This is a genomic window from Pseudoduganella rivuli (assembly GCF_009674485.1).
In the GTDB taxonomy this organism is placed as follows: Bacteria; Pseudomonadota; Gammaproteobacteria; order Burkholderiales; family Burkholderiaceae_D; genus Rugamonas; species Rugamonas rivuli_B.
On the sequence record NZ_WKJJ01000006.1, the window covers coordinates 294,124 to 317,885 of the forward strand.

The window sequence follows — 23,762 nt, forward strand, 5'->3', positions numbered from 1 at the left end:
GCCTGTCGCCCGGCGCGGCGCGGGTGGACAATGGGGTCTCAACCAAGGAGCCCGTCATGTCCACCCAACGCAGTTTTGCTGAAACCCTGGTCGCTGTGGCCTGGTCGTTTGCCGGCCTGCGCCGCAAGCGGGATTTTGACCGCGATGTCGGGGCGCTGAATCCCTTATATGTGTTGGCCGCCGGCGTGCTGGGGTGTGCGCTGTTTGTCGGCGTGTTGCTGGCGGCGGTGAGGTTTGCCACTGCGTGACGTGCCTTATGCGCCCTGTACCCGGTTGCGGCCGCCCGCCTTGGCCTGGTACAAGGCCTGGTCCGCCGCCTCCACCAGTTGCGCCGGCGCGCTGTCCTTGCCCGGTACCATGGAAGCCACGCCACAGCTCACCGACACGTAGCCGAACGGGGATTTTTCGTGCGGCAGCGCCAGCGCCGCCAGTTCGCGCCGGATATGGTCGGCCACGCGCTGCGCGTCCTGCAACGAGGCGCCCGGCGCGATGAAAGCGAATTCTTCGCCGCCATAGCGCGCCACCAGGTCGCCCGCGCGGTTCATGCCCCTGGCCAGCACTTGCGCCACGCGGCGCAGGCAATCATCGCCGGCCGGGTGGCCATAGCGGTCGTTGTACTGCTTGAAAAAGTCCACGTCGAACATGGCCACCGCCAGCGGTTCGCCGCGGCGCGCGGCGCGCCGCCATTCGCGCGCCAGCACGTCGTCGAAGCAGCGCCGGTTGGCTGCGCCGGTCAGGCTGTCGGTGGACGACAGCGCCGCCAGCTTCTGGTTCGATTCCTGCAATTCGCGCGTGCGCTCGGCCACCATGCCTTCCAGCCGGTGCGTGTGCGCCATCAATTGCCGCACGCGCCAGCGGTACAACGCCGCCAGCAGCGCCAGCGCCAGCAAGCCCATCGCGGTGCGGAACCACCAGGTCTGCCACATGGGCGGCAGCACCGTCACGGGCAGCACGATTTCATCGCGGCTTTCCACGCCCTTGTTGTTGGTGCCCATCAGGCGGAAGCGGTACGTCCCCGGGTACAGGTTGGTGTACGTCGCAACCGGGCGGCCGGCATCGGTCTGCACCCAGTCCTGGTCGAATCCTTCCAGCATGTAGCGGTACGTGTTGCGCTTCGGTTCCGCGTAGTGCAGCGACGCGAATTCCAGCGTCAGCACGGACGCGTTCCACGGCAACGTCAGCGCCCGGGGCGCCGTCACGCTGCCATCGAGTTTCACGCCGGGCAGTGTGCCGCCATCGTTGAGCGAGCGGTTATACAGGCTGATATCGGTGACCGCCAGTTGCGGCGGGCGCGACACGCTGCTGTGGATGGCGGGATCGACTGCCGTGATGCCGCTGGTGCTGCCGTAATACAGCTTGCCGTCGGTGGCGCGCGCCGACGCATCCAGGTAAAAGCCTTCCGTCAAGCCGTCTTCCGTCGAATAGTGGGTGACGGTCTCGCTGACCGGTTCCAGCTTTGACAGGCCGGCCACGGTACTGACCCACAGCATGCCGCTGCGGTCCGACTGGATCGCTTCCACCAGTTGGTTACCCAGCGCGCCCTTGCCCGGATAGCGCCGCACTTCGATCCTGCCATCGCGCGTCACGATGCGGTTGAGGCCCTTGACAGTGCCCACCCACAGCACGCCGGACGCGTCTTCGTGCAGGCACGTGATGCGCTCGCTGGAAATCGTGTCTTGCCGCGCCGGGTCCGAGCGCATGTGCGTGAATTTGCCCGTCTCCGGGTCCAGCACATCGAGGCCCCCCCGGTAAAACTCGCCCGTCCACACGCGCCCCTGGCTGTCTTCCAGCAAGGTGGTGACGCCATCGACGCTGCGGCTGTCCGGGTTTTGCGGTTCGTGCGCATAGGTCCGGTATTCGCCATTGGCAGGGTTGTAGCGCACCAGTCCGGCGCCCGTGCCCAGCCACAGGATGCCGCCCTTGCCCGGTGCGATGCGGTTGATGAAGTCGCTGCCGCCATTGCCGAAATGTGTGACCTTGAACGGGCCATCCAGCGCATCGAGCCGGTTCAAGCCTTTCGACGTGCCGGCCCACAACGGCCCGCCCGGCTGCTGGTACAGGCTGTAAATCACATTGTGGCTGAGCGCGCCGGACTGCCTGGTCTCGGCGCCGGGATTGGCCGCGTAGTGGCGCAACAGTTTGCGCGCGGCAGGGTCGAACAGCACCAGCCCGTCGTCGGCGCCCAGCCACAACTTGCCGTCCGGCGCGGCGCCCAGGCTGCGCACGAAATTGCTGGACTTGAATACCTGCGGCGCCACGTCGCGGGGAATGTGCCGCTCGAAGCCGTGGTAGCCCAGGTTGGCGCGGATCACGCCATTGGTGAACGTCCCCACCCACAAGGTGCCCGTGCGGTCATGCATGGTGAGGTTGATGGCGTTGGTGGGCAGGCTGTGCGCATCTTCGGCGCGGCGCTGGTAGACCTGGAATGTCTGTGTTTCCCGGTCCCAGCGCCACACGCCCGCCGTGCGCGTGCTGATCCACAAATCGCCCGTCAAATCCTCGTCGATGTGCAGCACCCTGCCCGTCTGCCCTTCCAGGCGCGTACGCTGTTCCCACGGCGTATCCGGCTTCCATACGAAGATGCCGTCATCGGTCCCGATCCACAGCTTGCCGGATGAATCCACATGCAGCGCCCGCACATCGTTGTGGCGGGGATTCGGCTGTTTGTCATCGTCCAGCCGGTAATGGCGGAACGTCTTTTGGCCCGGCGGCAGGTAATCCAGCCCGCCCGGCCACGTGCCGGCCCACACGCCGCCGGCGGCATCGAGCGCCACGGCGCCGATATCGTTGTGTTTCAGGCTGTCCGGATCGGCGGCGTCATGCTGGTAGACGGTGAATTTGCCGGTTTTCGGATCGAAGTGCTGCAAGCCGCCCCACGTGCCCAGCCACATGCCGCCCCTGCCGTCGGCGACGATACGGCGCACGATGCGGAAATTGCGGGGGCCGGATTCCGGTAAGTACCGGGAGAAGCTGTTCGACTCCGGTTCGTAGCGCGCCAGCCCTTCATCGGTGCCGGCCCAGATGCGGCCCGCTTCGTCGCTGAACAGCGATGCGATGCGTCCGCCCGGCACGCTTTTCGGATTGCCGGGATCGTTCTGGTAGCGCACGGCGCGCCGCCCGTCGTAACGGAACAAGCCCCCTTCGATGGTGCCGATCCACACGAAGCCCTGGCGGTCTTGTAGCATGGAAATGATGGACTGGCTGTCCGAACCCAGCGTATCGATGGCCTTGAACGACAGCGCCTGTTGTCCCGACCATGCCGGCACGGGGAGCCCGCAAGCGAGCGCCAACACCAGCACCGGCGCGGCGCACAAGTGGCGCGGCAACAACGTCAAGCGCATCAACATCTCCCGAGAGGACACCAATCAGTATGCTAAACAGTAAGCCAGTATAAGCAGGTCCCTTGCAAGCCAGCAACAGCAAGTCGTCCGTCCATGACAGATTGTCGTTATAATTTCCATAATCTCTATCCCCAAGGCGCCATGGACGATATTGCTCCTCCCCAGACCTCCACTGCCGCGCCGCCCCGCCAGTCTGCCCGTCCCCGCTGGCGCGATCGCCTGCGCATCCTGCTGCGCGGACCACTGCGGGCGCGCGGCCCCATCGTGCGCTGGGGCGCGCTCGCCATTGCCGTGGCCGTGGCGGCCGTGCTGGCGCAACGCCAGGTGGTGTTCCAGCAACAGCGGCGCGACTTGAATGCGTCCACCGTCGACCTCGCCAACCGCGTGCAGGCGGAAAGCAGCGACAACAAGGTGATTGGCGGCGCCATCCTGATGGGGCTGGTGGAAGACAGTATCAAGCAGCTACTCGCGGGAAAAGTCGCACCGGACTCGAATGACGTGCATGCGGACTTTGCCGCCATCATCGACCAGTACGGCGCCGACAATGTCTTCGTGCTGTCCGGCGACGGCACCACGGTCGCGTACCTGAACAAGGAAGGCAAGGCCACCGGCATCGGGCGCAACCTGGCGTTCCGCCCGTATTGCCGGCGCGCGCTGGCGGGGGAAGCCAATGTGTATCCCGCCATTGGCGGCACGTCGCGCGAACGGGGCCTGTATTTTGCCGCCCCGGTTCACGGCGGCAACAGCCGCGATACGCCGATCATCGGCGCCTATGCCATCAAGATGCCGGTGGCCGATATCGACCGCCAATTGCAAAAAGTCGCGGACCCGGTGTTGCTGCTGTCGCCCGATGGCATCGTGTTTGCATCGAACCGCGCCGACTGGCTGTTGAAACTGGGCGCGCCGATCGGCGTCGAGCGGCGCGAAGAGCTGGCGCGCAGCAAGCAATTCGGTTCCATGTTCGACGATGACGGCCCGGAACACCTGCCGTTCACCATCGGCAGTGAAAGCGGCAATGTCTGGTATGACGGCGGCTTTTATGCCGTCTCGTCCGTGCCGCTGAACTGGCCGGACGACAGCAACCGCAAGTGGCGCGTGGTGCGCATGCAGGACCGCGGCGCCTGGCTGCCGCTATGGCGCGAACTGGCGGTGGCGGCCGGCTGCATCCTGGCCGTATGGCTGCTGGCGCTGGTGGTCACGGGCCGGCAGCGCACGGCGGAAGCCACGCGCCGCCTGCGCCTGAACAATGAACGGCGCATGCGGGAAATCACCAACAACCTGCCCGTGGCCGTGTACCAGTTCCGCCTCGACGACGACGGCAAGCCATCGTTCCAGTTCATGAGCCCCGCCATCACGGCCATTACCGGCTTGCAGTCGGCCGACGTGCTGGCCGGCGGCGGCGTGCTGTTCTCGCTGCTGGACCCGGACGGCGACGCCGGCTTGCTGGGCCGCCTGGCGCTGGCCGCGCGCCAGGGCCGGCCATTCCACGAACGGATGGAATTCGGCCGGGGCGCCACGTCGGAACCGCGCTGGGTCGAACTGCATTGCGCCGCGGTGCGCCAGCAGGATGGCACGCAAGCGTGGAACGGCTACATCGCCGACGTGACGGCCGAACATACGGCGGCGCAGGCGCTGTCGGCCGCCAAGCAGGCGGCGGAAGACGCCACCCGCAGCAAGTCGATGTTCCTGGCCAATATGAGCCATGAAATCCGCACGCCGATGAACGCCATCATCGGCATGAGCCATCTGGCGCTGAAGACCGGCCTGACGCCGCGCCAGCACGACTACATCCAGAAGATCCAGCGCGCGGGCCAGCACTTACTGGGCATCATCAACGACATCCTGGATTTTTCCAAGATCGAAGCCGACAAGCTGCGGGTGGAAGACACGGCGTTCGAACTGGGCCAGGTGCTGGACAACGTGGCCACCGTGATTGCCGACAAGGTGCAGGCAAAAGGGCTGGAACTGGTGTTCGACGTGGCGGGCGACGTGCCGGACAGCCTGATCGGCGACCCGCTGCGGCTGGGCCAGATCCTCATCAATTACGCCAATAACGCCGTCAAGTTCACCGACCGCGGCGAAGTCGCGGTACGCGTGCGCGTCAAGAGCAGCGGCGAAGGCCGCGTGCTGCTGTACTTCGCCGTGCGCGACACGGGCATCGGGCTGACGGAACAGCAGATCGGGCTCTTGTTCCAGAGCTTCCAGCAGGCCGACGCCTCCACCACGCGCAAATATGGCGGTACCGGCCTGGGCCTGGTGATTTCGAAAAAGCTGGCGGAACTGATGGGCGGCACGGTAGGCGTGGAGAGCGTGCATGGCGAAGGGTCGACGTTCTGGTTCACGGCCAATCTCGGCATCGGCAGCGAGGGCAAGCGCGCGTTGCTGCCGTCGCCCGACCTGCGTGGCCGCAAGCTGCTGGTGGTCGACGATAACGACAGCGCCCGCGCCGTGCTGCTCGACTTGCTGCGCACGATGCGCTTCGACGCCACCGCCGCCACATCCGGCCAGCAAGCCGTCGAGCTGGTGCGGGCCAGGGCCGGGACGCCGGAAGCCTTTGACGTGGTGCTGCTGGACTGGCAAATGCCCGGCATGAATGGTCCGGAAACCGCCATGGCGATCCGTGCACTGGGCTTGCAGGATGTCCCCCGCATGGCCATGGTGACGGCGTTCGGCCGCGAGGAAGTGCTGGCGCAGGCGCGCGCCGCCGGCATCGACGATGTCTTGATCAAGCCCGTCAATCCATCGGTGCTGCTCAATACCCTGGTACGCCTGCTGGGCGGAGACTTGGACGACAGCGCCATGCCGCGCTATGCGACGCAGGCGCCCGTCAACCTGATGGCGGGCATGGCCGCGATTGCTGGCGCGCGCGTGCTGCTGGCCGAAGACAATGCGCTGAACCAGCAGGTGGCGACGGAATTGCTGATCGACGCGGGCTTGCAGGTCGACGTGGCCGCCAACGGCCTCGACGTGCTGGCCTTGCTGGAGCGCCATGCGGCGGGCCATTACGCCATCATCCTGATGGATATGCAGATGCCGGAAATGGATGGACTGGAAGCCACGCGCCGCGTGCGCGCCCTGCCGGAACATGACGCGCTGCCGGTGGTGGCCATGACGGCCAACGCCATGCAGGGCGACCGCGACCAGAGCCTGCAAGCGGGCATGGTGGATTTCGTCAGCAAGCCGATCGAACCGGACGATTTGTGGCGCGCGCTGCTGCGATGGGTGCCGCCGCACACCGGCGCGGCACCTGCGCCGCAACTGGAAGCCGAGGCGGCGGCCGAGGCGGCAGACAACGGCTTGCCGGCCCACATCGCCGGCCTCGATATGGCCGCCGGCCTGCGCCGCGTGCTGCATAAACCTGACCGCTATATCGCCATGCTGCGCGGCTTCGTCACCAGCCAGGCCCATGCCGGCAGCGAGATCGCCGCCGCACTGGCCGACGGGCGCCGCGCCGATGCGGAGCGGGCAGCCCATACCCTGAAAGGCCTGGCCGGCAATATCGGCGCCGACGCCTTGCAGGCGGCCGCCGCCACGCTGGAACAGGCGCTCAGGGAGGGCACGGCGGCCGGCGAAGCGCAGGTGCTGGTGGCGTCGCTGCTGGCCACGCAGGTAGCCGCCATTGCGCAGGCGCTGCCCGGCGACGAAGCGCCGCACGGCCCCGTCACGGTCGATCCCGCCCAGCGCGACGCGGTGGTGGCGGAATTGCGCGCCTTGCTGGCGGACGACGATGCACAGGCGGAAAAAGTCATGATCGACAACCAGCCGCTGTTGGCGGCGGCTTACCCCAACCATATCCGGCGGCTGCAGCAAGCCATCGGCCAATTCGATTTCGAAGCGGCGCTGGCCGTTCTCGATGAAACACGGAACTCCAACGAATGATCCTTGCCCGCAAACCCATCGTCCTGGTGGTGGACGACACCCCGGACAACCTGTCGCTGATGAGCGGACTGCTGTCGAGCCGCTACACGGTGAAGGTGGCGCCGAACGGCGAAAAAGCGCTGAAGATCGCCCATGGCGACAACCGTCCCGACCTGGTCTTGCTCGACATCATGATGCCGGACATGGATGGCTATGAAGTGTGCCGCCGCCTGAAAGCCGATCCGTCCACGGTGGATATTCCCGTGATTTTCCTGACCGCGAAATCCCAGGTGGAAGACGAGCAGCACGGCTTCAGCCTGGGCGCCGTCGATTACATCACCAAGCCGGTCAGCCCGCCCATCCTGATGGCGCGGGTGCGTACGCATTTGCAGTTGAAGGCATCGGCTGAATTCCTCAAGGACAAGGCGGACTTCCTCGAACAGGAAGTGGCGCGCCGCACCGACGAAGTGCGCGCCGTGCAGGACGTGACGATCCTGACCATGGCGTCGCTGGCGGAAACGCGCGACAACGACACGGGCAACCATATCCTGCGCACGCAGTGGTACGTGAAGGAACTGGCCGAACACTTGCGCGGCCATCCCCGCTTCGCGGCCCGCCTGACGCCGCAATACATCGAAGTGCTGTTCAAATCCGCGCCGCTGCACGACATCGGCAAGGTCGGCATCCCCGACCGCATCCTGCTGAAGCCGGGCCGCTTCACGCCGGAGGAAATGGAGATCATGAAGACCCATACCACCTTGGGCCGCGACGCCATCGTGCACGCGGAACAGCGCCTGGGCGTCGATGTCCCGTTCCTGCAATGTGCCAAGGAAATCGCTTATTCGCACCAGGAAAAATGGGATGGCAGCGGCTATCCCGAAGGGCTGGCGGGCGACGCGATTCCCATTTCCGCGCGCCTGATGGCGGTGGCGGACGTCTACGACGCGCTGATCTGCAAGCGCGTCTACAAGGCCGCCATGCCCCATGAACAGGCGGTGCAACTGATGCGCGAAGGCCGCGGCAGCCATTTCGATCCGGACGTGCTGGACGCCTTCCTCGCGCTGCAGGACGCCTTCCGCGCCATTGCCGCGCGCTTTGCCGACACGGACGATGAATTAAATGAACACCAGGCGAGGATGGACCGCCTCGCCTGAAGGACAACATCATGAATCTTGCCAGGCTCACTTTCCTCGTGGTGGACGACGTGCCCGCCATGTGCCAGATTACCGCCAACCAGTTGCGTGCACTGGGCGCGGAAAACATCATCACGGCCGGCAATGGCGCCGATGCGCTGCGCCTGCTGCAAACGCGCCAGGTCGACCTGGTGCTGTCGGACTGGAACATGCCGCTGATGGATGGCCTGGAATTGCTGCGCCATATCCGCGCCAGTGCGGAGCTGGCCGACATCCCGATGGTGATGGTGACGGCCGAAGCGGACCGCGACCGCATTGCCCAGGCCATCAACAGCGGCGTGTCGGATTTGCTGGTCAAGCCGTATACGCGCCAGCGGCTGGAAGACAAGGTGGCCAATGCGCTGAGCCGGCGCGCCCGTCCGGTTGGCGAACCCTTGGCGCCGCTGGCTCAGCCGGCGCCAACGCCCCGCCCCACCCTGCTGGTGGTGGACGATACGCCGGACAACCTGCGCCTGATCGCCGACCTGTTCGATGGCCAGTACCGCGTCAAGGTCGCGCACAACGGTCCAAAGGCGCTGGCCATGTGCACGTCCGACAGCCCGCCCGACCTGGTACTGCTGGACGTCATGATGCCCGGTATGGATGGTTTTGAAGTGGCGCAGCGCATGCGCGAGCATCCGGCCAGCGCCCACATCCCCATCGTGTTCGTGACGGCGCTGACCGACGACGCGGCGCGCCGCAAGGGGTTGTCGCTGGGCGCCGTGGACTTCGTCAGCAAACCGCTGGATCCGGACTTGCTGCAATTGCGGGTCCAGAACTTCATGCGCCATATCGCCATCCACATGCAGCGCCAGGCGGAATACGACGTGCTGCTGGAAAATGCGCGCCTGCGCGAAGAAGTGGAACGCATGCTGCGCCACGACATCAAGGGGCCGCTGGCGGGCGTACTGGGCATGGCGCAGCAACTGGCTTCTGCCAGCGGGCTGGCGCCGGACCACGCCATGCAAGCGGGCCTGATTGCCGCCACCGCGCAGCAGGCGCTCGACACCGTGCAACTGTCGTCCGACCTGTTCATGATCGAGACCGGCAATTACCGCCTGGAGCCGGTGGCGGTCGACGTGGCGGCGATCCTGCACCAGGTGGCCGGCAGCGCGCGCGCCGCCTATGCCGCCGCCGGCAATGTGCAGATCACCATCGATGCGCCGCTGTCGGGATCGATGGCGGCCGGCGATCCGACCCTGGTGCAGGCGGTCGTGTACAACCTCGTCAAGAATGCCTGCGAAGCGGCCGCGCCGGGCGGCCATGTCGCCATCTCGCTGCTGGACAGCCAGCCCATGCTGGTCACCGTCACCAACACCGGCGCGGTGCCGCCGGCCATGCGCGAACGCTTTTTCGACCGCTACGCATCGTCCGGCAAGCGCCAGGGTACCGGCCTCGGCACCTATTCCGCGAAGTTGCTGACGGAAGCCATGCATGGCGGCGTCACAATGGCGACCGACGATGCGCAAAACCGCACCACGTTGACGATAACGTTGCCCGCATACAATACTTAGTATTCAATAGCCACTATTTTTTTACACTTTTTCGACGGTTAGTGACAATCCGCGCATTTTCCAGCCAAGCGGTTGACGTATCCTTAATGCAATATCGTTAATCGCTTTACAAGAAATGCCGAATACCTCTGAACTGCGCCTACGTGGCGCAACCCTCAGCTACCGCGTCATTATCGATGGCGTACAGGAAGGCCACACATTGGAGCACGTGGCAGCCCGGCTGGCGGAACTGTTCCGGCGCACGGTCGACCAGATGCACACGCTGCTGGCGGCGCCCCGCGCCATCGTCAAGAAACAGCTCGATTGCAGCCACGCGCTGCGCTTCCAGGCAGCGTTGGAACGCGCCGGCTGCGTGGCCGTCATCGAGCCGGACCACACCGACTTTTCCACGCTGGTGCTGTGCCACCACGTCAGCCCCGGTCCCGGCATTGCCATCAACACGCCGGAAGCATGGCACGCCAGCATGGATGACAACACGTTCCAGCTGCTCGACGAAGCCAGCGGCGCCTGCCTGCGCGCCGTGGGCGTGACGTCGGCCGCGCTGTCGATCCGCGAATGGGCCGACCAGCGCATGCGCTGGGTGGCCGAAGACATGCCTTACCTGCGCCAGGTGCGCGCGCCCTACCGCATGGAAGGCGCGGGCTGGGATGACCGCGTCCAGGGCGTGGCGGCGGAATACCGGGGCACCTTCCCCGGCACCGGCGTGTACAGCCACTACCTGGTGCTGTGCCTGCGCTCGGCCCGCTCGCTGGTGTGCCTGACGGTCCACGCGCCGGCCGCCGTGTTCGACGTCAATGAAGGACTGTACCGCTGGCTGCTGGGCACCCAGCTGGACGTCTGCGATGCGGCGCCGGAGCCGGTGCCGCTGCCATTGCCGGTTCCGTTATCACAGGAGCAAGCCGACGAGCAGCAGGACGTCCCGCCGCTGCCCCAGCCGGTGGCCCTGTCGCCGCATGACGAAGCACTGCAGCGCTGGCTGCGCTACAACGAAGCCCGCCCTTCGCGCCGGCTCCTCCAGCACAAGACCAGCAAACAGTAGCGCACATCGTTATGCGGAAATATTCCGCCACGCCGCTTCCGGCCCGCCGTGCGGCGTGGCTGGATTGACTATACAATTGCGCGGTTCCCGTTTCACTCATAGAAAGGCCGCGCAATGGCGATCACTGTCTTCCTCAACCTGGCCATTGCCGCCGCGCTGCTGGCGTTCATGTACCGCCAGCAGGCGAAGCACGCTACCTTTACGGTGCGCGTATTCACCGGCCTGGGCCTGGGCGTGGCGCTGGGTGCGGGGTTGCAGGCGGCATACGGCATCGCGGCGCCGGAACTGAAAACCACGGCGGAATACCTGGACATTGTCGGCAGCGGCTACGTCAAGCTGCTGCAAATGATCATCATGCCGCTGATCATGGTGTCCATCGTCGGCGCCATCCTGAAATTGAAAAACGCCACGTCGCTGGGCAAGATCAGCGCACTGACCATCGGCACCCTGATGGCCACCACCATCGTGGCGGCCGCGATCGGCATCCTGATGGCCAAGCTGTTCGGCCTGACCGCCGTGGGCATGGCGTCCAACGCGGCCGAAGTGGCGCGCGGCGCTTACCTGCAGGGCAAACTGGGCGACGCGCAGGCAATCTCGCTGCCATCGATGCTGCTGAGCTTTATTCCCGCCAACCCGTTCCAGGACCTGACCGGCGCGCGCAAGACATCGACCATCGCGGTGGTGGTCTTTTCCATCTTCATCGGCATGGCCGCCACCGGCATCCACGATAAGAAGCCGGACCTGTTTGCGTCGTTCGAACACGCGGTGCACGTGGCGCACGCCATCGTGATGCGCATCGTCACGATGGTGCTGCGCCTGACGCCATACGGCGTGTTTGCCCTGATGGCGCAAATGGTGGCCACGTCCAGCCTGGCCGACATCGTCAACCTGATCAATTTCGTGCTGGCGTCGTACAGCGCGCTGGCATTGATGTTCGTGGTGCACCTGTCGCTGGTGGCGGCGGCCGGCCTGAATCCGCTGCGCCATGCGCGCAAGATTTTCCCCGTGCTGGCATTTGCCTTCACGTCGCGCACCAGCGCCGGTTCGATCCCGATGAACGTGCAGACGCAGACGCAGCGCCTCGGCATTCCTGAAGGCATCGCCAACTTCGCCGCGTCGTTTGGCGCCACCATCGGCCAGAATGGCTGCGCCGGCATTTATCCGGCCATGCTGGCCGTCATGATCGCGCCGACCGTCGGCATCGATCCGTTTACCGCCGGCTTTATCCTGCCACTGCTGGCCATCGTGGCGATCGGTTCCGTCGGCGTGGCCGGCGTCGGCGGCGGCGCCACGTTTGCCGCGCTGATCGTGCTGTCGTCGCTGAACTTGCCGGTGGCGCTGGCCGGCTTGCTGATTTCCATCGAGCCGCTGATCGACATGGGCCGCACGGCGCTCAACGTCAGTGGCGCCATCACCGCCGGCACCCTCACCAGCCGCGTGCTGGGGGAAACGGATATGGCCGTGTTCAACAGCGACGCGGAACTCACCGAGGAATCCGAGAGCAAGGCCGCCTGATTTCGCAGTGCGCCGCCCCTGCGGCGATTCGACTACCATGGGTTCCATCGTCAGCCGGGAGGGCACCGATGGAACAGAAGTGGCCAGCGCAACTATGGATCGTGCGGCACGGGCAAAGCGCCGGCAATGTCGCGCGCGATGCCGCCGAAGCGGCCTCTGAACACTTGATCGATATCGCCGAGCGCGATGTCGACGTTCCCCTGTCGGAACTGGGTGTGCGCCAGGCGCGTGCACTGGCCATGTGGTTCGCCGCCTTGCCGCCGGACCAGCGGCCCACCGCCATCCTGCATTCCCCTTACCTGCGCACCAAGGGCACGGCCATGGTTGTCATCGAACAACTGGGGCGCGAATCGCTGCTGGCGGTCGTGGCCGACGAGCGGCTGCGGGAAAAGGAATTCGGCATCCTCGACCGCCTGACGCCGCTCGGCATTGCCGACCGGTACCCGGACCTGTACGAACAGCGCAAACATGTCGGCAAGTTTTATTTCCGCCCGCCGGGCGGCGAAAGCTGGTGCGACGTGATCTTACGGCTGCGCAACGTGATCGACACCATCACCCGCGAATACCGGGGCGAACGGGTGCTGATCGTGGCTCACCAGGTCATCGTCAATTGTTTCCGCTACCTGTTCGAACGGCTCGACGAAGACGCCATCCTCGCCATCGACAGGACCGCCGACGTGCCGAACTGCGGCGTCACGTCGTATGTCTTCGATGCCGCCGCCGGCAAGAATGGCAAATTGGTGCTGCAAATGGCCAACTTTGTCGCTCCGCTGGTGGAAACCGGTACGCCGGTCACGGCCAAGGCGGACGTGCCGGCCGCGCCGAAATCATGAGGCCGGCGATGAATGTCACCGAGATCGACCTGACCACGCTGCGCAACTGGCCATTGCCGATGCCGCGTTTCGATGGCGACAAGGAAGCGCGGGGCCATGCGCTGGTGGTGGCGGGGTCGCGTGAAATGCCGGGCGCCGCGCTGCTGGCGGCCACCGGCGTGTTGCGCGCCGGCGCGGGCAAGGTCACCATCGCCACTGCGGCCCATTCGGCCGCCCACGTGGCGACGGCGCTGCCGGAAGCCCGCGTGATCGCCATGGCGGAAACGCCGGGCGGCGGTTTCGCGGCGGAAGGCGTGCGCCGCCTGGCCGAACTGGCGCCCAAGGTCGATGCACTGCTGATCGGCCCCGGCATGCAGGACGAGTACGCCACGGCGGAACTGGTGCGCGCGCTGTTGCCCCGCTACGCCGGCCGCAAGATCATTCTCGACGCGGCCGCGCTGGCGCTGCTGCATCCGCCCGAAGAAGCGCCATTGCTGGCCGAGCCGGTCGACTGGCAGCACATCCGCTTTGCCGAGGCCGTATTGCTGACGCCGCACGCGGGGGAAATGGCGCATGCCACCGGTAGATCCCGTGACGACATCACCGCCGATCCGCACGAGGCGGCGCGCCATGCGGCACAACAATGGAACGCCATCGTGGCGCTGAAAGGCGCATTGACGGTGATTGCCGCGCCGGGTGGCGGGCTGTGGCAACAGCAAGGCGGCAATATCGGCCTGGCCATATCCGGCTCCGGCGATGCGCTGGCCGGCATCATCGCGGGACTGGCGGCGCGCGGGGCGTCGCTGGAACAGGCGGCCGCATGGGGCGTCGCCCTGCATGCCGCCGCCGGCGATCAACTGGCGCTGCGCTTCGGCACGCTGGGCTACCTGGCCCGTGAAATCCCTGCGGAAATTCCTGCGCTACTGCGTACGCTGGCGCAAGCCTGAACCGTTTTCCATTCCCGGAAAGGAGTCATCATGAAACCATCATCGTCCGCCCTGCTGCTGGGCGCCCTGCTGGCTGCCTGCACGCTGGGCGGCTGCAAGGACCGTACTACCGATACCCACACCACGACCACCACGGAGAACGTACCGGCGCCGACGCCCACTCCGGCTCCCGTTCCTGCTCCGGCGCCTGCCACGCCGTCCGCCACGCCGCCGGATAACGGCACGACGACGGCGCCGCCCGTGTCGCCTCCGCCATCCACCACGCCGCCATCCAGCGGAACGTCCGGTACATCAGGCACCTCAGGCACGACGGGCAGCGGCACGGATGCCTATGGCAACCCGGTCCCCGCAGGCGTGCGCAACGACAACCCTGACAACATGCCGCGGCGCACCACACCACTGCAACGGTGACGTAGGGCGGTAATCCATCGGATTGCCGCCATGTTCGCTCCGCCGCTCCGGCGAACACGGCCGACACGCAAGCATGGCGGCTTTGCCTGCGGCAAAACCGCCCTACGATGGACACACTCCGGCAACAACACAATCCGCCAATAACAAAGGGGCCTTGACGGCCCCTTTGTCGTTACTGCTTCAAGCTGTTACACCACCTTCGGTGCAGCCGCCTCCAGCTTGCCGCCCTTGCCCGTGGCGCGGCGCACCGCCCACATCACGCTGCGGTAAATCAGGCGGATGAACGTCAGGGTCAGCAGCGCCTCGATGAACGTCAGCAAGAACGCCACCAGCGCATTCCAGCGCTCGGCGCGGCGGCCGAACTTGGCCACCATGCGGTCGCGGGAAATCTCGATGCTGTCGTAGAACGTCGGCACCACCAGCAGCGTCAGGATGGTCGACGTGATGGTGCCGCCGATAATCGCCACTGCCAGCGGGCGGTAGAACTCGCCGCCTTCGCCCGCGCCCAGCGCCACCGGCAGCATGCCGGCGATCAGCGCGAATGTCGTCATCAGGATCGGACGCAGACGCATGCGGCCCGCGTGCATCAGCGCGTCTTCACGGCCATAACCTTCTTCTTCACGCTTGCGCGCCGCATCCAGCAGCAGGATCGCATTTTTCGCCACCAGGCCCATCAGCATGATAATGCCGATAAAGCTCATCAGGTTCAGCGTGCCCTTGGTCAGCAGCAGCGCCAGCACCACGCCGATCAGCGACAGCGGCAGCGACAGCATCACCGCCACCGGCGCCGTGAACGAACCGAACTGCATCACGAGGATCAGGTACATCAGGCCGATACCGGACACCAGCGCAATCGTCATCGCGGTAAACAGTTCTTTCTGGTCCTTGCCCGCGCCACCCAGCGACAGGCCATAGCCTGGCGGGAAGTCGATCTGCTTGGCCAGCTTCATCGCGTCGGCAGTGACTTCACCCGTCGAGCGGCCCTGTGCATTGGCCGACACGGCGATCAACCGCTTGCCGTCCTTGTGCGTAATGGTGGCCGGGCCTTTACCCATGGTCACGCGGGCAATCTGGTCCAGCGGCACCATCTGACTGGTGCCAGAGACGGCGATCGGCAGGCGCTCGATGTTTTCCGCGCTGGTGCGGTCGGCCGGATGCAGGCGCACCGCCACGTCGCGGGTTTCGCCGGTCGGGTCGACCCAGTCGCCCACTTCGATACCGGCAAACGCCACCCGCAGCGCCTGCGCCGCATCGCCGGCGGAAATACCCATCGAGTTGGCCAAGCCACGGTCCAGTTCGATTTGCAACTCGTCTTTCGGATCCTGTTCGGACAGGCCGACGTCCACCGCGCCCGGCACCTGGCGCAGCTTGTCCATGTACGCGCTGGTGATGGCCATCAGCTTGCGAGTATCCGGACCGGTGAATTCCACCTGGATCGGTTTGCGGTTACCGTTCGACAAGTCATCCAGCACCACGTATTCCGCGCCCACCAGGTGGCTGAGCTTTTCACGCAATTCCGTGGCGGCTTCCGCAGCGGTGCGCTTGCGTTCGTTTTTCTTGCCCAGGTCGACATAGATACGGCCGCCGGACAGATTGACGTAGCTGTTGGTCTGCTTGGTTTCCGGCATCGAGCGTGCCAGTTCCGCGGCTTTTTCCAGTTTCAGGCGCGAGTATTCCAGGCTGGACGACGACGGCGTGCGCACGTCGATCATGATGGTGCCGTAATCCGACTGCGGCAGGAAGCTGGAACCGCCGAACTTGATGTGCAGGCCCAGCGCAGCGGCCAGCGACACCAAGGTGATCACCACCATCCAGCGGCGGTGATGCAGCGCCCAGCCGATCACGTTGCCGTAGCGGTCGGCCTGATGGTCGAACCAGTCATTGAAGCGCTGCAGGATCTTGCCCAGGCCTTTTTTCGGCGCCGTATGGTGATCCGGCGGGTCGCCCCAGTAGGCGGACAGCATCGGGTCCAGCGTGAACGAAATGAACAGCGACACCAGCACCGAGCACGTCACGGTCAGCGCGAATGGACGGAACCATTCGCCCGACACGCCCGGCATCACGGCCACCGGAATGAACACGGCCATGATGGAGAACGTCGTCGCCGCCACGGCCAGGCCGATCTCGGCCGTGCCTTCCAGCGCCGCCTTGCGGCGGTTCGAGCCCATCTGCATGTGGCGCACGATGTTTTCCCGCACCACGATCGCGTCGTCGATCAGCACGCCGATCGCCAGCGACAAGCCCAGCAGGGTCATGAAGTTCAAGGTGAAACCGCACAGCCACACGGCGATGAACGCGGCAATCACGGAGGTCGGCAGCGACAGCGCGGTGATCAGGGTCGAACGCCACGAGTTCAGGAACGCGTAGACCACGAAGATGGTCAGGCAGGCGCCGAACGCCAGCGATTCAATCACGTTGTCGAGATTGTTCTCGGATTCCTCGCCGCCGTCCTGCACCACTTCAATCGTGGTGCCATCCGGGAATTCCTTGTTCATGGTTTTCACCATGTCGCGGATCGCGTTCGCCACTTTCACGGTGGACGCGTCGCGCGAACGGGTCACGGCGATACCGACGTTCGGCTTGCCGCTGCGGATCGACACGTTGTTGATGTCGGCAAAGCCGTCTTCGATCGTGGCCAGCTGGCCCAGGCGGATGATTTCATCGCCGCGGCGCTTCACCACCACCGACTGGAAGTCTTCCGGACGCTCGATGCGGCCCACCAGGCGGATGCTCTTTTCATCGAGCGCACCGCGCACCTTGCCTACCGGCGCATTGGTGTTCTGGTTGCGTAGCGCATTGGTGACGTCGCTGATCGACACGTTATATTCGCGCAGTTTTTCCGCGCGCAGCAGCACCGACAATTCGCGGCGCAGCGAACCGTTGACGGACACGCTGGCCACGCCATCGATGCCGCGGAAGCGGTCGGCCAGCTGGTCTTCCGCCAGGCGCGAAATCTGCGCGTGGCTTTGCGACTTGGACGACAGCGACATCTGCATGATCGGTTCAGCGGAAATGTCGAGGCGCTGGACGATCGGTTCACGCATTTCAATCGGCAGCTTGTAGCGCACCGACGCGATCGAATTGCGGATTTCATCCGTGGCTTCGATCAGGTTCTTGCTGAACGTGAACTTCATCTGGATGCGCGCCTGACCTTCGGACGCGGTGCTCTGCGTTTCCGTCACGCCGGTGATGCTCTGCAGCGATTTTTCCAGGCGGTTGATGATTTCCCGCTCCACGGTTTCCGGCGACGCGCCCGGATAGGGAACGGTCACGAAAATCATCGGCACTTCGACGTCCGGCCGCTGGTTCACGCGCAGCTTGGACAGGGCCATCAAGCCCAGGGCCATCAGCGCGATGATGATCACCACCGTCGCGATAGGCCGCTTGATACTAAAATCTGACAAGAACATGGTTTTAATTCCTTAGCTCAATTGCCCTTGTTGACGGCTTGTGCCGGCTCCACCGACGCGGACGCCACGGCCTTGGCGGCCGTGCTCATTTCCACCCGCTGTCCGTCCTTGAAGTTCGAACCCGGCGTGCGCATCAGCGTGTCGCCGCTGGACAGGCCGGTCAGCACTTGCCAGTTGCCAGTGCGGTCGTCGCGCATGCCGACGGTCACCGGCGCCTTGGTCAGCGTCTTGTCCTTGATCTTCCACGCGAAGCTGGCGTCGCCGTTACGCACGACGGCCGAATCCGGCACCATCAGCGACGACGTGGATTCCGCTTCGATGCGGCCTTCCGCATACAGGCCGGCCACGCGCGATTGCGTGCGGTCGTTGAAATCGACCAGCACCACCACCTGGCGGGTAATCGCGTTGGCGGCCGGGTCCACGCGCTTGACCTTGCCGGCGAAACTCTGGCCCGGATAGCCATTGATGCGGAACGAAACCGGCTGGCCGACTTTCACGACGCCGATCTTGTCGGCCGAAACCAGGCCTTCGAAACGCATGCTGGACGGATCGATCACCTTGATCAACTCCTTGCCGATCTGCGCCGTGTCGCCATTCGATACCTTGCGCTCGGAGACGATGCCATCGAACGGAGCGCGCACTTCGGTGCGGTGCAATTGCTGGCCTGCGCTGACGGCGCGCGCCTTGGCGGCGGCCAGGTCGCTCTGGGCATTGTTGCGGCGGATTTCCGCATCTTCCAGCGCCTGGGCCGACGTCATGCCGGACGCGCGCAGGGTTTTCTGGCGCTCCAGCATGCGGGTCGACTGTTCCAGCGACTGGGTCGACGCCCGTACGGCTTCGTTGGCGGAATTCACCGCATCGCGCAGCGACGTGTCATCCAGGCGAACCAGCAAGTCGCCCTTCTTCACGGTTTCGCCGTTTTCCTTCAAGACTTGCATGACGATAGCGCTCACTTCGGCGCGCAAATCAGCCTTGCGTTCCGGCTGGATCGAGCCGGTCACGACAGGGCCCGATGCCAGCGCGTTGCTGGTCACCGTCACCAGGTCTTCCGGCGCCACGGTCAGCAGGGCCGGCGCCTTTTTGTCGTCCGCGACCTTGGCCGACGCGCTGGCCGCCTTGTCGGCAGCTTTGTCCGTCTCCTTGTCCGGCTGCTTGCCACAGGCGACCAGGGCGGAAGCGATGGCGAGGGCTAGAAGGGTTTTGCGCAACATAAGGTATCTCCGAGATATGGGAATGGTGCTGGTTTTACAAATACTATAAGCGGTCGAGTATCCAGCTTCGGCTTGCGGTGTGTCAATGCGGTGAGGACGGACTGCTCAAATGCACGACCGAAATGCGGATTGGAGGGATGAACTGCAAAAAAATGGGGCCAACGCCCCATTTCTTCACCGAATTCACCAAACTTCAGCCGAAGACAGCGTGCACCAGGTGCCCGATGCCGATGCCGGTGGCCAGGCCGCCGGCGATTTCCACCAGGGTGTGGCCCATGCGTTCGCGCAGCCACGTATGCGCCTTGTCGCCGTCGGCCAGCCGGTTGATGGCGGCGGCCTGGCGGCCGACGTGCTGGCGCAGGCTGTTGGCGTCAATGATGACGATAAAGCACAGCGTCACGGCCACGCCGAAGGCGGGATGGCCGATGCCTTCGCGCAGCGCAATCAGGGTCGCCATGCTGGACACCACGGCGCTGTGATTGCTGGGGAAGCCGCCATTGCCGACCAGGTTGAACGCCCAGCGGCGCGCCTTGGCGCTGTTGATCAGGAATTTGATCGGGCCGACCGAGGTCCAGGTAATGAGTGGCGTAACAAGATATGCAAGGTCCATCGAGTTTTCCTTCTGAATTGATTACTTCTATGCAATCGGCCATTATCGCATCCTGAATGGGGGCAGTGATAACAAGTGGGCTAAAATCCGCCCCATACTCATAAAAAGGACAACGTCGATGAAGCATTTCCGAATTTCTTTTATTGTCACCGCCGTACTGATGGCGCTGGCCGGCTGGTGGGGCTTCGACCGCGGCGGCATGGGCGGCATGCTGACGGCGCTGTGGATCACGGCGGTTCTGGGCGTGATGGAAGTGTCGCTGTCCTTCGATAACGCCGTGGTGAATGCGGCCGTGCTGAAGAACTGGAACGACTATTGGCAAAAGCTGTTCCTGACTGTCGGTATCATCGTGGCCGTGTTCGGCATGCGCCTGCTGTTCCCCCTGCTGATCGTGTCGTTCGCCACCGGGCTGGGCCTGGCCGACGTATGGACCATGGCAATGACGACACCCGACGAGTACTCGCGCTATTTGACCGGCGTGCACGCGGAAGTGGCGGCGTTCGGCGGCGCGTTCCTGATGCTGGTGTTCCTGAACTTCCTGTTCGACGACGAGAAGGAATTGCACTGGCTGGGCTGGCTCGAAGAAAAAGTGGGCGAACTGGGCAGCGAAGGCTTGTCGATCCTGCTGACCTTGCTGGCGGTGCTGGCGTGCATGGGGCTGGTGCCGGAATTCAAGAAGCTCAGCGTGCTGATGTCCGGTGTGATCGGCGTGGCCGTGTACGTGGCGGTGGACTGGATCAGCGGCTTGCTGGAAGACGAGGAACACGACCCGTCCACCGGCGTGGCGCTGGCCAAGGGCGGCATCGGCGGCTTCATGTACCTGGAAGTGCTGGACGCGTCGTTCAGCTTTGACGGCGTGATCGGCGCGTTCGCCATCACCACCGACGTGGTCATCATCATGCTGGGCCTGGCCATCGGCGCCATGTTCGTGCGGTCGCTGACGGTGTACCTGGTGCACAAGGGCACGCTGGATGAATTCGTGTTCCTGGAACACGGCGCGCACTATGCGATCGGCATTTTGGCCGTCATCATGCTGGCCAGCGTGAAATACCATATTCCCGAATGGTTTACCGGCCTGTCGGGGGTGGCGTTCATCCTGGTATCGCTGTGGTCGTCGGTGCGGCACCGCAATGCATCGGCCGCATGACGGCGCCGGATGATACGATGACAACTTTGCCACTCTGAAATTACGCTATGTCCCGACTCAAGTTCATTATTCCCGGCGTCTTGCTGGCCGCCGTCCTGGTCTTTGCCGGCTACGCCTGGCTGACCTTGTCTGTTTCGTATTCGGAAGGGGAACGGGCCGGCTACCTGCAAAAATTCTCGAAACGGGGCTGGATCTGTAAAACGTGGGAAGGTGAACTGTTGCTGACGTCAATGCCGGGTGCGATTCCCGAGAAATTCGAATTCAGCGTGCGCGACCCGCAAGTGGCGGATCAAATGATGGCCGCCACGGGCAAGCGGGTCCGCATCACCTATGCGCAGCACAAGGGCGTGCCGACGTCGTGCTTTGGCGAGACCGAGTACTACGCTGAAAAAGTGCAAGTGCAGCCTTAACCGCCCTCCCCCATCGACAGCCGGGCCTGCATGGCCCGGCACGTTTCCCGCAAGATTTCCGCACAGCGCAGCACGCCGGCCGACGCCGGACGGTGGCTCGGCGTCACCAGGCATACCGTGTACGGAACTGAAAACGCCAGCGGCCGGATTTGCACGCCGCGCGCCGCATACTCCAGCGCCGTCAGCGGATTGACGATGGCAATCCCCGCCCCCAGCGCCACCGTCGCGCACACGGCCCCGGCGCTGTGCGTTTCCACCGCCAGGCGGCGCGTGACGCCGGCATCCCGCAACAGGCTGTCGGTTTTCAGGCGGTACGGATCTTCCGGCGCCAGGCAGACAAAATCCACGCCGTCGAAGTCGGCCAGTTCCAGCACGGTATGGCGGCACAGCACATGCCCTTCCGGCATGACCGCCACCAAGTCGGCCTGCAGCAGGATTTCCCCGCTGGCGCCGGGCGGCGCCTCGCTGTCTTCCGTCAGCCCCAGGTGATAGCGCTGCGCCGATAACGCTTCCTGCAATCCCGGCGCTTCGAGCGGCGTGATGCTGACCTGCATGCCGGGATGGCGCAGTTGCAGCTGGCGACACGCCTGCGGCAACAGGTTGTGGGAAAACGCCGGCAGGCAGGCGACCGACAATTGCCACTGCCGGTGGTTGCGGATCGCATCGGCCGTGCTGGCGATGCGCTGCAAGCCCACGTAGCTGCGCTGCACTTCGTCGTACAGCATCAGCGCCTGCTCGGTCGGCGCCAGCTTGCCGCCGCTGCGCTCGAACAAGACCAGGCCCGTCAATTTTTCAAAGCGGCTCAGTTCGCGGCTGATGGTCGGTTGCGACGTGTGCAGCAATGCGGCGGCGGCCGTGGCGCTGCCGGTCGACATCACGGCGCTGAAGATTTCCACGTGGCGGAAGCTGAAATTCATCATTCACTGTTGTATGGATTTTTCATCAGCATATCAGCAATGCATGAGCCATGAACAAATGGATATTTTTCCAATGTTCGGGTGCACGCCATAATTTTTCCGGTCTAATCAACAGGAAAAGTCATGGATCATTTCAGCTATATCGATGGGGCGTTGCACGTGGAAGCCGTCAGCGCACACAGCCTGGCGCAGCGTTTCGGCACGCCGCTGTACGTGTATTCGGCACAAACCTTGCGCGATCACGTGGCCGCCTTGCGCCAGGCTTTCGCTCCGGTGGCGCCGCTCATCTGCTATTCGGTGAAAAGCTGCGGCAACCTCAGCGTGCTGCAACTACTCGTGCGGCAAGGCTGCGGCATGGATGTCGTCAGCGGCGGCGAATTGCAGCGGGCGCTGGCCGCCGGCGCGGCGCCGGATACGATCGTGTTTGCCGGTGTCGGCAAGTCGGCGCATGACATCCGCATGGCGCTGGAACACGGCATCCTGATGTTCAATGCGGAATCCGAAGCGGAACTGGCGCGCATCGACGCCATCGCGGGACAGCTGGGCAAACGGGCGCGGGTGGCGCTGCGCATCAACCCGGACGTGGCCGACGCCGCCACGCCGGACAAGACGGCCACCGGCGGCCGCCACACCAAGTTCGGCATCCCGCTGCCGCGCGCCCTGCCGCTGTACCGCCCGGGGCGCTATTCCCATGCCGATGTGTGCGGCGTGCATATCCACCTGGGCTCGCCGATTCCCGATGCTGCCACGTACGTGGCGGGCATCCGCCGCGTCGAACAGCTGGTCGGCCAGGTCGAGGCGGAAGGCGGGCGCATCGATACCGTGAACATCGGCGGCGGCTTTCCCGCATCGTATGCAACGGACGATGCGCCGCTGCCGCTGGCGGACACGGGACGCGTGATTTGCGCGCAGCTGGCGGGCCTGCATGCGCGCGGCAAGCGCATCGTGATCGAACCGGGGCGGGCCATCAGCGCGAACGCGGGCCTTTTGCTGGCCAGCGTGGAATACGTGAAGCAAGGATGGGACCGTGGCATTGCCATCCTGGACGCGGGCATGAACACGTTGCTGCGGCCCGCCATGTATGGCGCGCGGCATGTCATCTGGCCGGTTGCCGATGCGGGGGCGAGGGGCGCCTGGCGTACCGTGGCGGAACGGCGCGATGCCGCTTTGCAGGTGGTCGACGTGGCCGGGCCGATTTGCGAAACCGGCGATGTGTTTGCCCTGGCGCGTCCGCTGCCGCCGTTAACCGAGGGCGACGTGCTGGCGGTGTTTTCGTGCGGCGCTTATGGCATGAGCATGGCCAGCCAGTACAACTCGCGGGGGCGGCCGGCGGAAGTCATGGTCGATGGCTTACAGGTGCGGGAAATCCGCGCGCGGGAGACTGTCGCGGATTTACTTTCACACGAAATCGCGGGGTTGAGGGGCTTATAGCAAGGGCTATCGTTGCG

The 23,762-nt window shown here is 64.8% G+C and carries 17 protein-coding genes; 12 read left to right on the forward strand and 5 right to left on the reverse strand.

All coding sequences use genetic code 11. The annotated features are described in order from the left end of the window. Positions 1-56: 56 nt before the first annotated feature. Positions 57-248 carry a DUF2970 domain-containing protein gene (locus GJ700_RS11945; protein ID WP_154373940.1) on the forward strand — a complete coding sequence of 64 codons (192 nt, stop codon included), beginning with the start codon at positions 57-59 and terminating at the stop codon, positions 246-248. 6 nt (positions 249-254) lie between these two features. Here GJ700_RS11945 and GJ700_RS11950 read toward each other — a convergent pair whose 3' ends face one another. Further along, positions 255-3,341, reverse strand: coding sequence for a ligand-binding sensor domain-containing diguanylate cyclase (locus tag GJ700_RS11950; RefSeq protein ID WP_154373942.1), 3,087 nt, complete (start codon positions 3,339-3,341; stop codon positions 255-257). 141 nt (positions 3,342-3,482) lie between these two features. Here GJ700_RS11950 and GJ700_RS11955 point away from each other — a divergent pair, with 141 nt between their 5' ends. The 8 genes from GJ700_RS11955 to GJ700_RS11990 all read left to right on the forward strand — a co-directional run bounded on the left by GJ700_RS11955 (position 3,483) and on the right by GJ700_RS11990 (position 14,609). Continuing rightward, positions 3,483-7,220: a response regulator gene (locus GJ700_RS11955; protein WP_154373944.1), complete on the forward strand. Its 3,738-nt coding sequence runs from the start codon at positions 3,483-3,485 to the stop codon at positions 7,218-7,220. Then, positions 7,217-8,353: a response regulator gene (locus GJ700_RS11960; protein ID WP_154373946.1), complete on the forward strand. Its 1,137-nt coding sequence runs from the start codon at positions 7,217-7,219 to the stop codon at positions 8,351-8,353. The genes GJ700_RS11955 and GJ700_RS11960 overlap by 4 nt, the downstream gene beginning before the upstream one ends. A gap of 11 nt (positions 8,354-8,364) precedes the next feature. Further along, a complete protein-coding gene (locus GJ700_RS11965; protein WP_154373948.1) occupies positions 8,365-9,885 on the forward strand; it encodes an ATP-binding response regulator in 1,521 nt (506 codons plus the stop codon). A gap of 115 nt (positions 9,886-10,000) precedes the next feature. Beyond that, positions 10,001-10,924, forward strand: a complete 924-nt coding sequence (locus tag GJ700_RS11970; RefSeq protein ID WP_154373950.1) for a hypothetical protein — start codon at positions 10,001-10,003, stop codon at positions 10,922-10,924. 114 nt (positions 10,925-11,038) lie between these two features. Further along, a complete protein-coding gene (locus tag GJ700_RS11975; protein ID WP_154373952.1) occupies positions 11,039-12,439 on the forward strand; it encodes an L-cystine transporter in 1,401 nt (466 codons plus the stop codon). Positions 12,440-12,507: 68 nt separating this feature from the next. After that, positions 12,508-13,272, forward strand: a complete 765-nt coding sequence (locus tag GJ700_RS11980; RefSeq protein ID WP_154373954.1) for a histidine phosphatase family protein — start codon at positions 12,508-12,510, stop codon at positions 13,270-13,272. A gap of 8 nt (positions 13,273-13,280) precedes the next feature. Beyond that, positions 13,281-14,198, forward strand: a complete 918-nt coding sequence (locus tag GJ700_RS11985) for an NAD(P)H-hydrate dehydratase (RefSeq protein WP_154373956.1) — start codon at positions 13,281-13,283, stop codon at positions 14,196-14,198. A 30-nt stretch (positions 14,199-14,228) separates the two neighbouring features. After that, complete coding sequence (locus GJ700_RS11990) at positions 14,229-14,609, forward strand: hypothetical protein (protein WP_154373958.1); 381 nt, start codon at positions 14,229-14,231, stop codon at positions 14,607-14,609. A 188-nt stretch (positions 14,610-14,797) separates the two neighbouring features. On the opposite strand, the gene GJ700_RS11995 is transcribed toward GJ700_RS11990, so the two are convergent. The 3 genes from GJ700_RS11995 to GJ700_RS12005 form a co-directional block, all read right to left on the reverse strand. After that, on the reverse strand, positions 14,798-18,019 hold the full coding sequence (locus GJ700_RS11995) for an efflux RND transporter permease subunit (RefSeq protein ID WP_154373960.1): 3,222 nt from the start codon (positions 18,017-18,019) through the stop codon (positions 14,798-14,800). 17 nt (positions 18,020-18,036) lie between these two features. Beyond that, complete coding sequence (locus GJ700_RS12000; RefSeq protein WP_154373962.1) at positions 18,037-19,230, reverse strand: efflux RND transporter periplasmic adaptor subunit; 1,194 nt, start codon at positions 19,228-19,230, stop codon at positions 18,037-18,039. Between the two features lie 193 nt (positions 19,231-19,423). Next, a complete protein-coding gene (locus GJ700_RS12005; protein ID WP_154373964.1) occupies positions 19,424-19,840 on the reverse strand; it encodes a divergent PAP2 family protein in 417 nt (138 codons plus the stop codon). 118 nt (positions 19,841-19,958) lie between these two features. On the opposite strand from GJ700_RS12005, the gene GJ700_RS12010 reads away from it, so the two are divergent. Next, positions 19,959-20,987, forward strand: coding sequence for a DUF475 domain-containing protein (locus GJ700_RS12010; RefSeq protein ID WP_154373967.1), 1,029 nt, complete (start codon positions 19,959-19,961; stop codon positions 20,985-20,987). Positions 20,988-21,034: 47 nt separating this feature from the next. Then, on the forward strand, positions 21,035-21,397 hold the full coding sequence (locus tag GJ700_RS12015) for a DUF8785 domain-containing protein (RefSeq protein WP_154373969.1): 363 nt from the start codon (positions 21,035-21,037) through the stop codon (positions 21,395-21,397). Here the strand turns inward: GJ700_RS12015 and GJ700_RS12020 are convergent. Then, the gene (locus tag GJ700_RS12020) at positions 21,394-22,317 is read right to left on the reverse strand and encodes a LysR family transcriptional regulator (protein WP_154373972.1); all 924 of its coding nucleotides are present in this window, start codon (positions 22,315-22,317) and stop codon (positions 21,394-21,396) included. The two genes, GJ700_RS12015 and GJ700_RS12020, sit on opposite strands and share 4 nt — an antisense overlap. A gap of 120 nt (positions 22,318-22,437) precedes the next feature. Here GJ700_RS12020 and lysA point away from each other — a divergent pair, with 120 nt between their 5' ends. Then, positions 22,438-23,745, forward strand: a complete 1,308-nt coding sequence (gene lysA, locus GJ700_RS12025; protein WP_154373974.1) for a diaminopimelate decarboxylase — start codon at positions 22,438-22,440, stop codon at positions 23,743-23,745. Positions 23,746-23,762 lie beyond the last annotated feature (17 nt).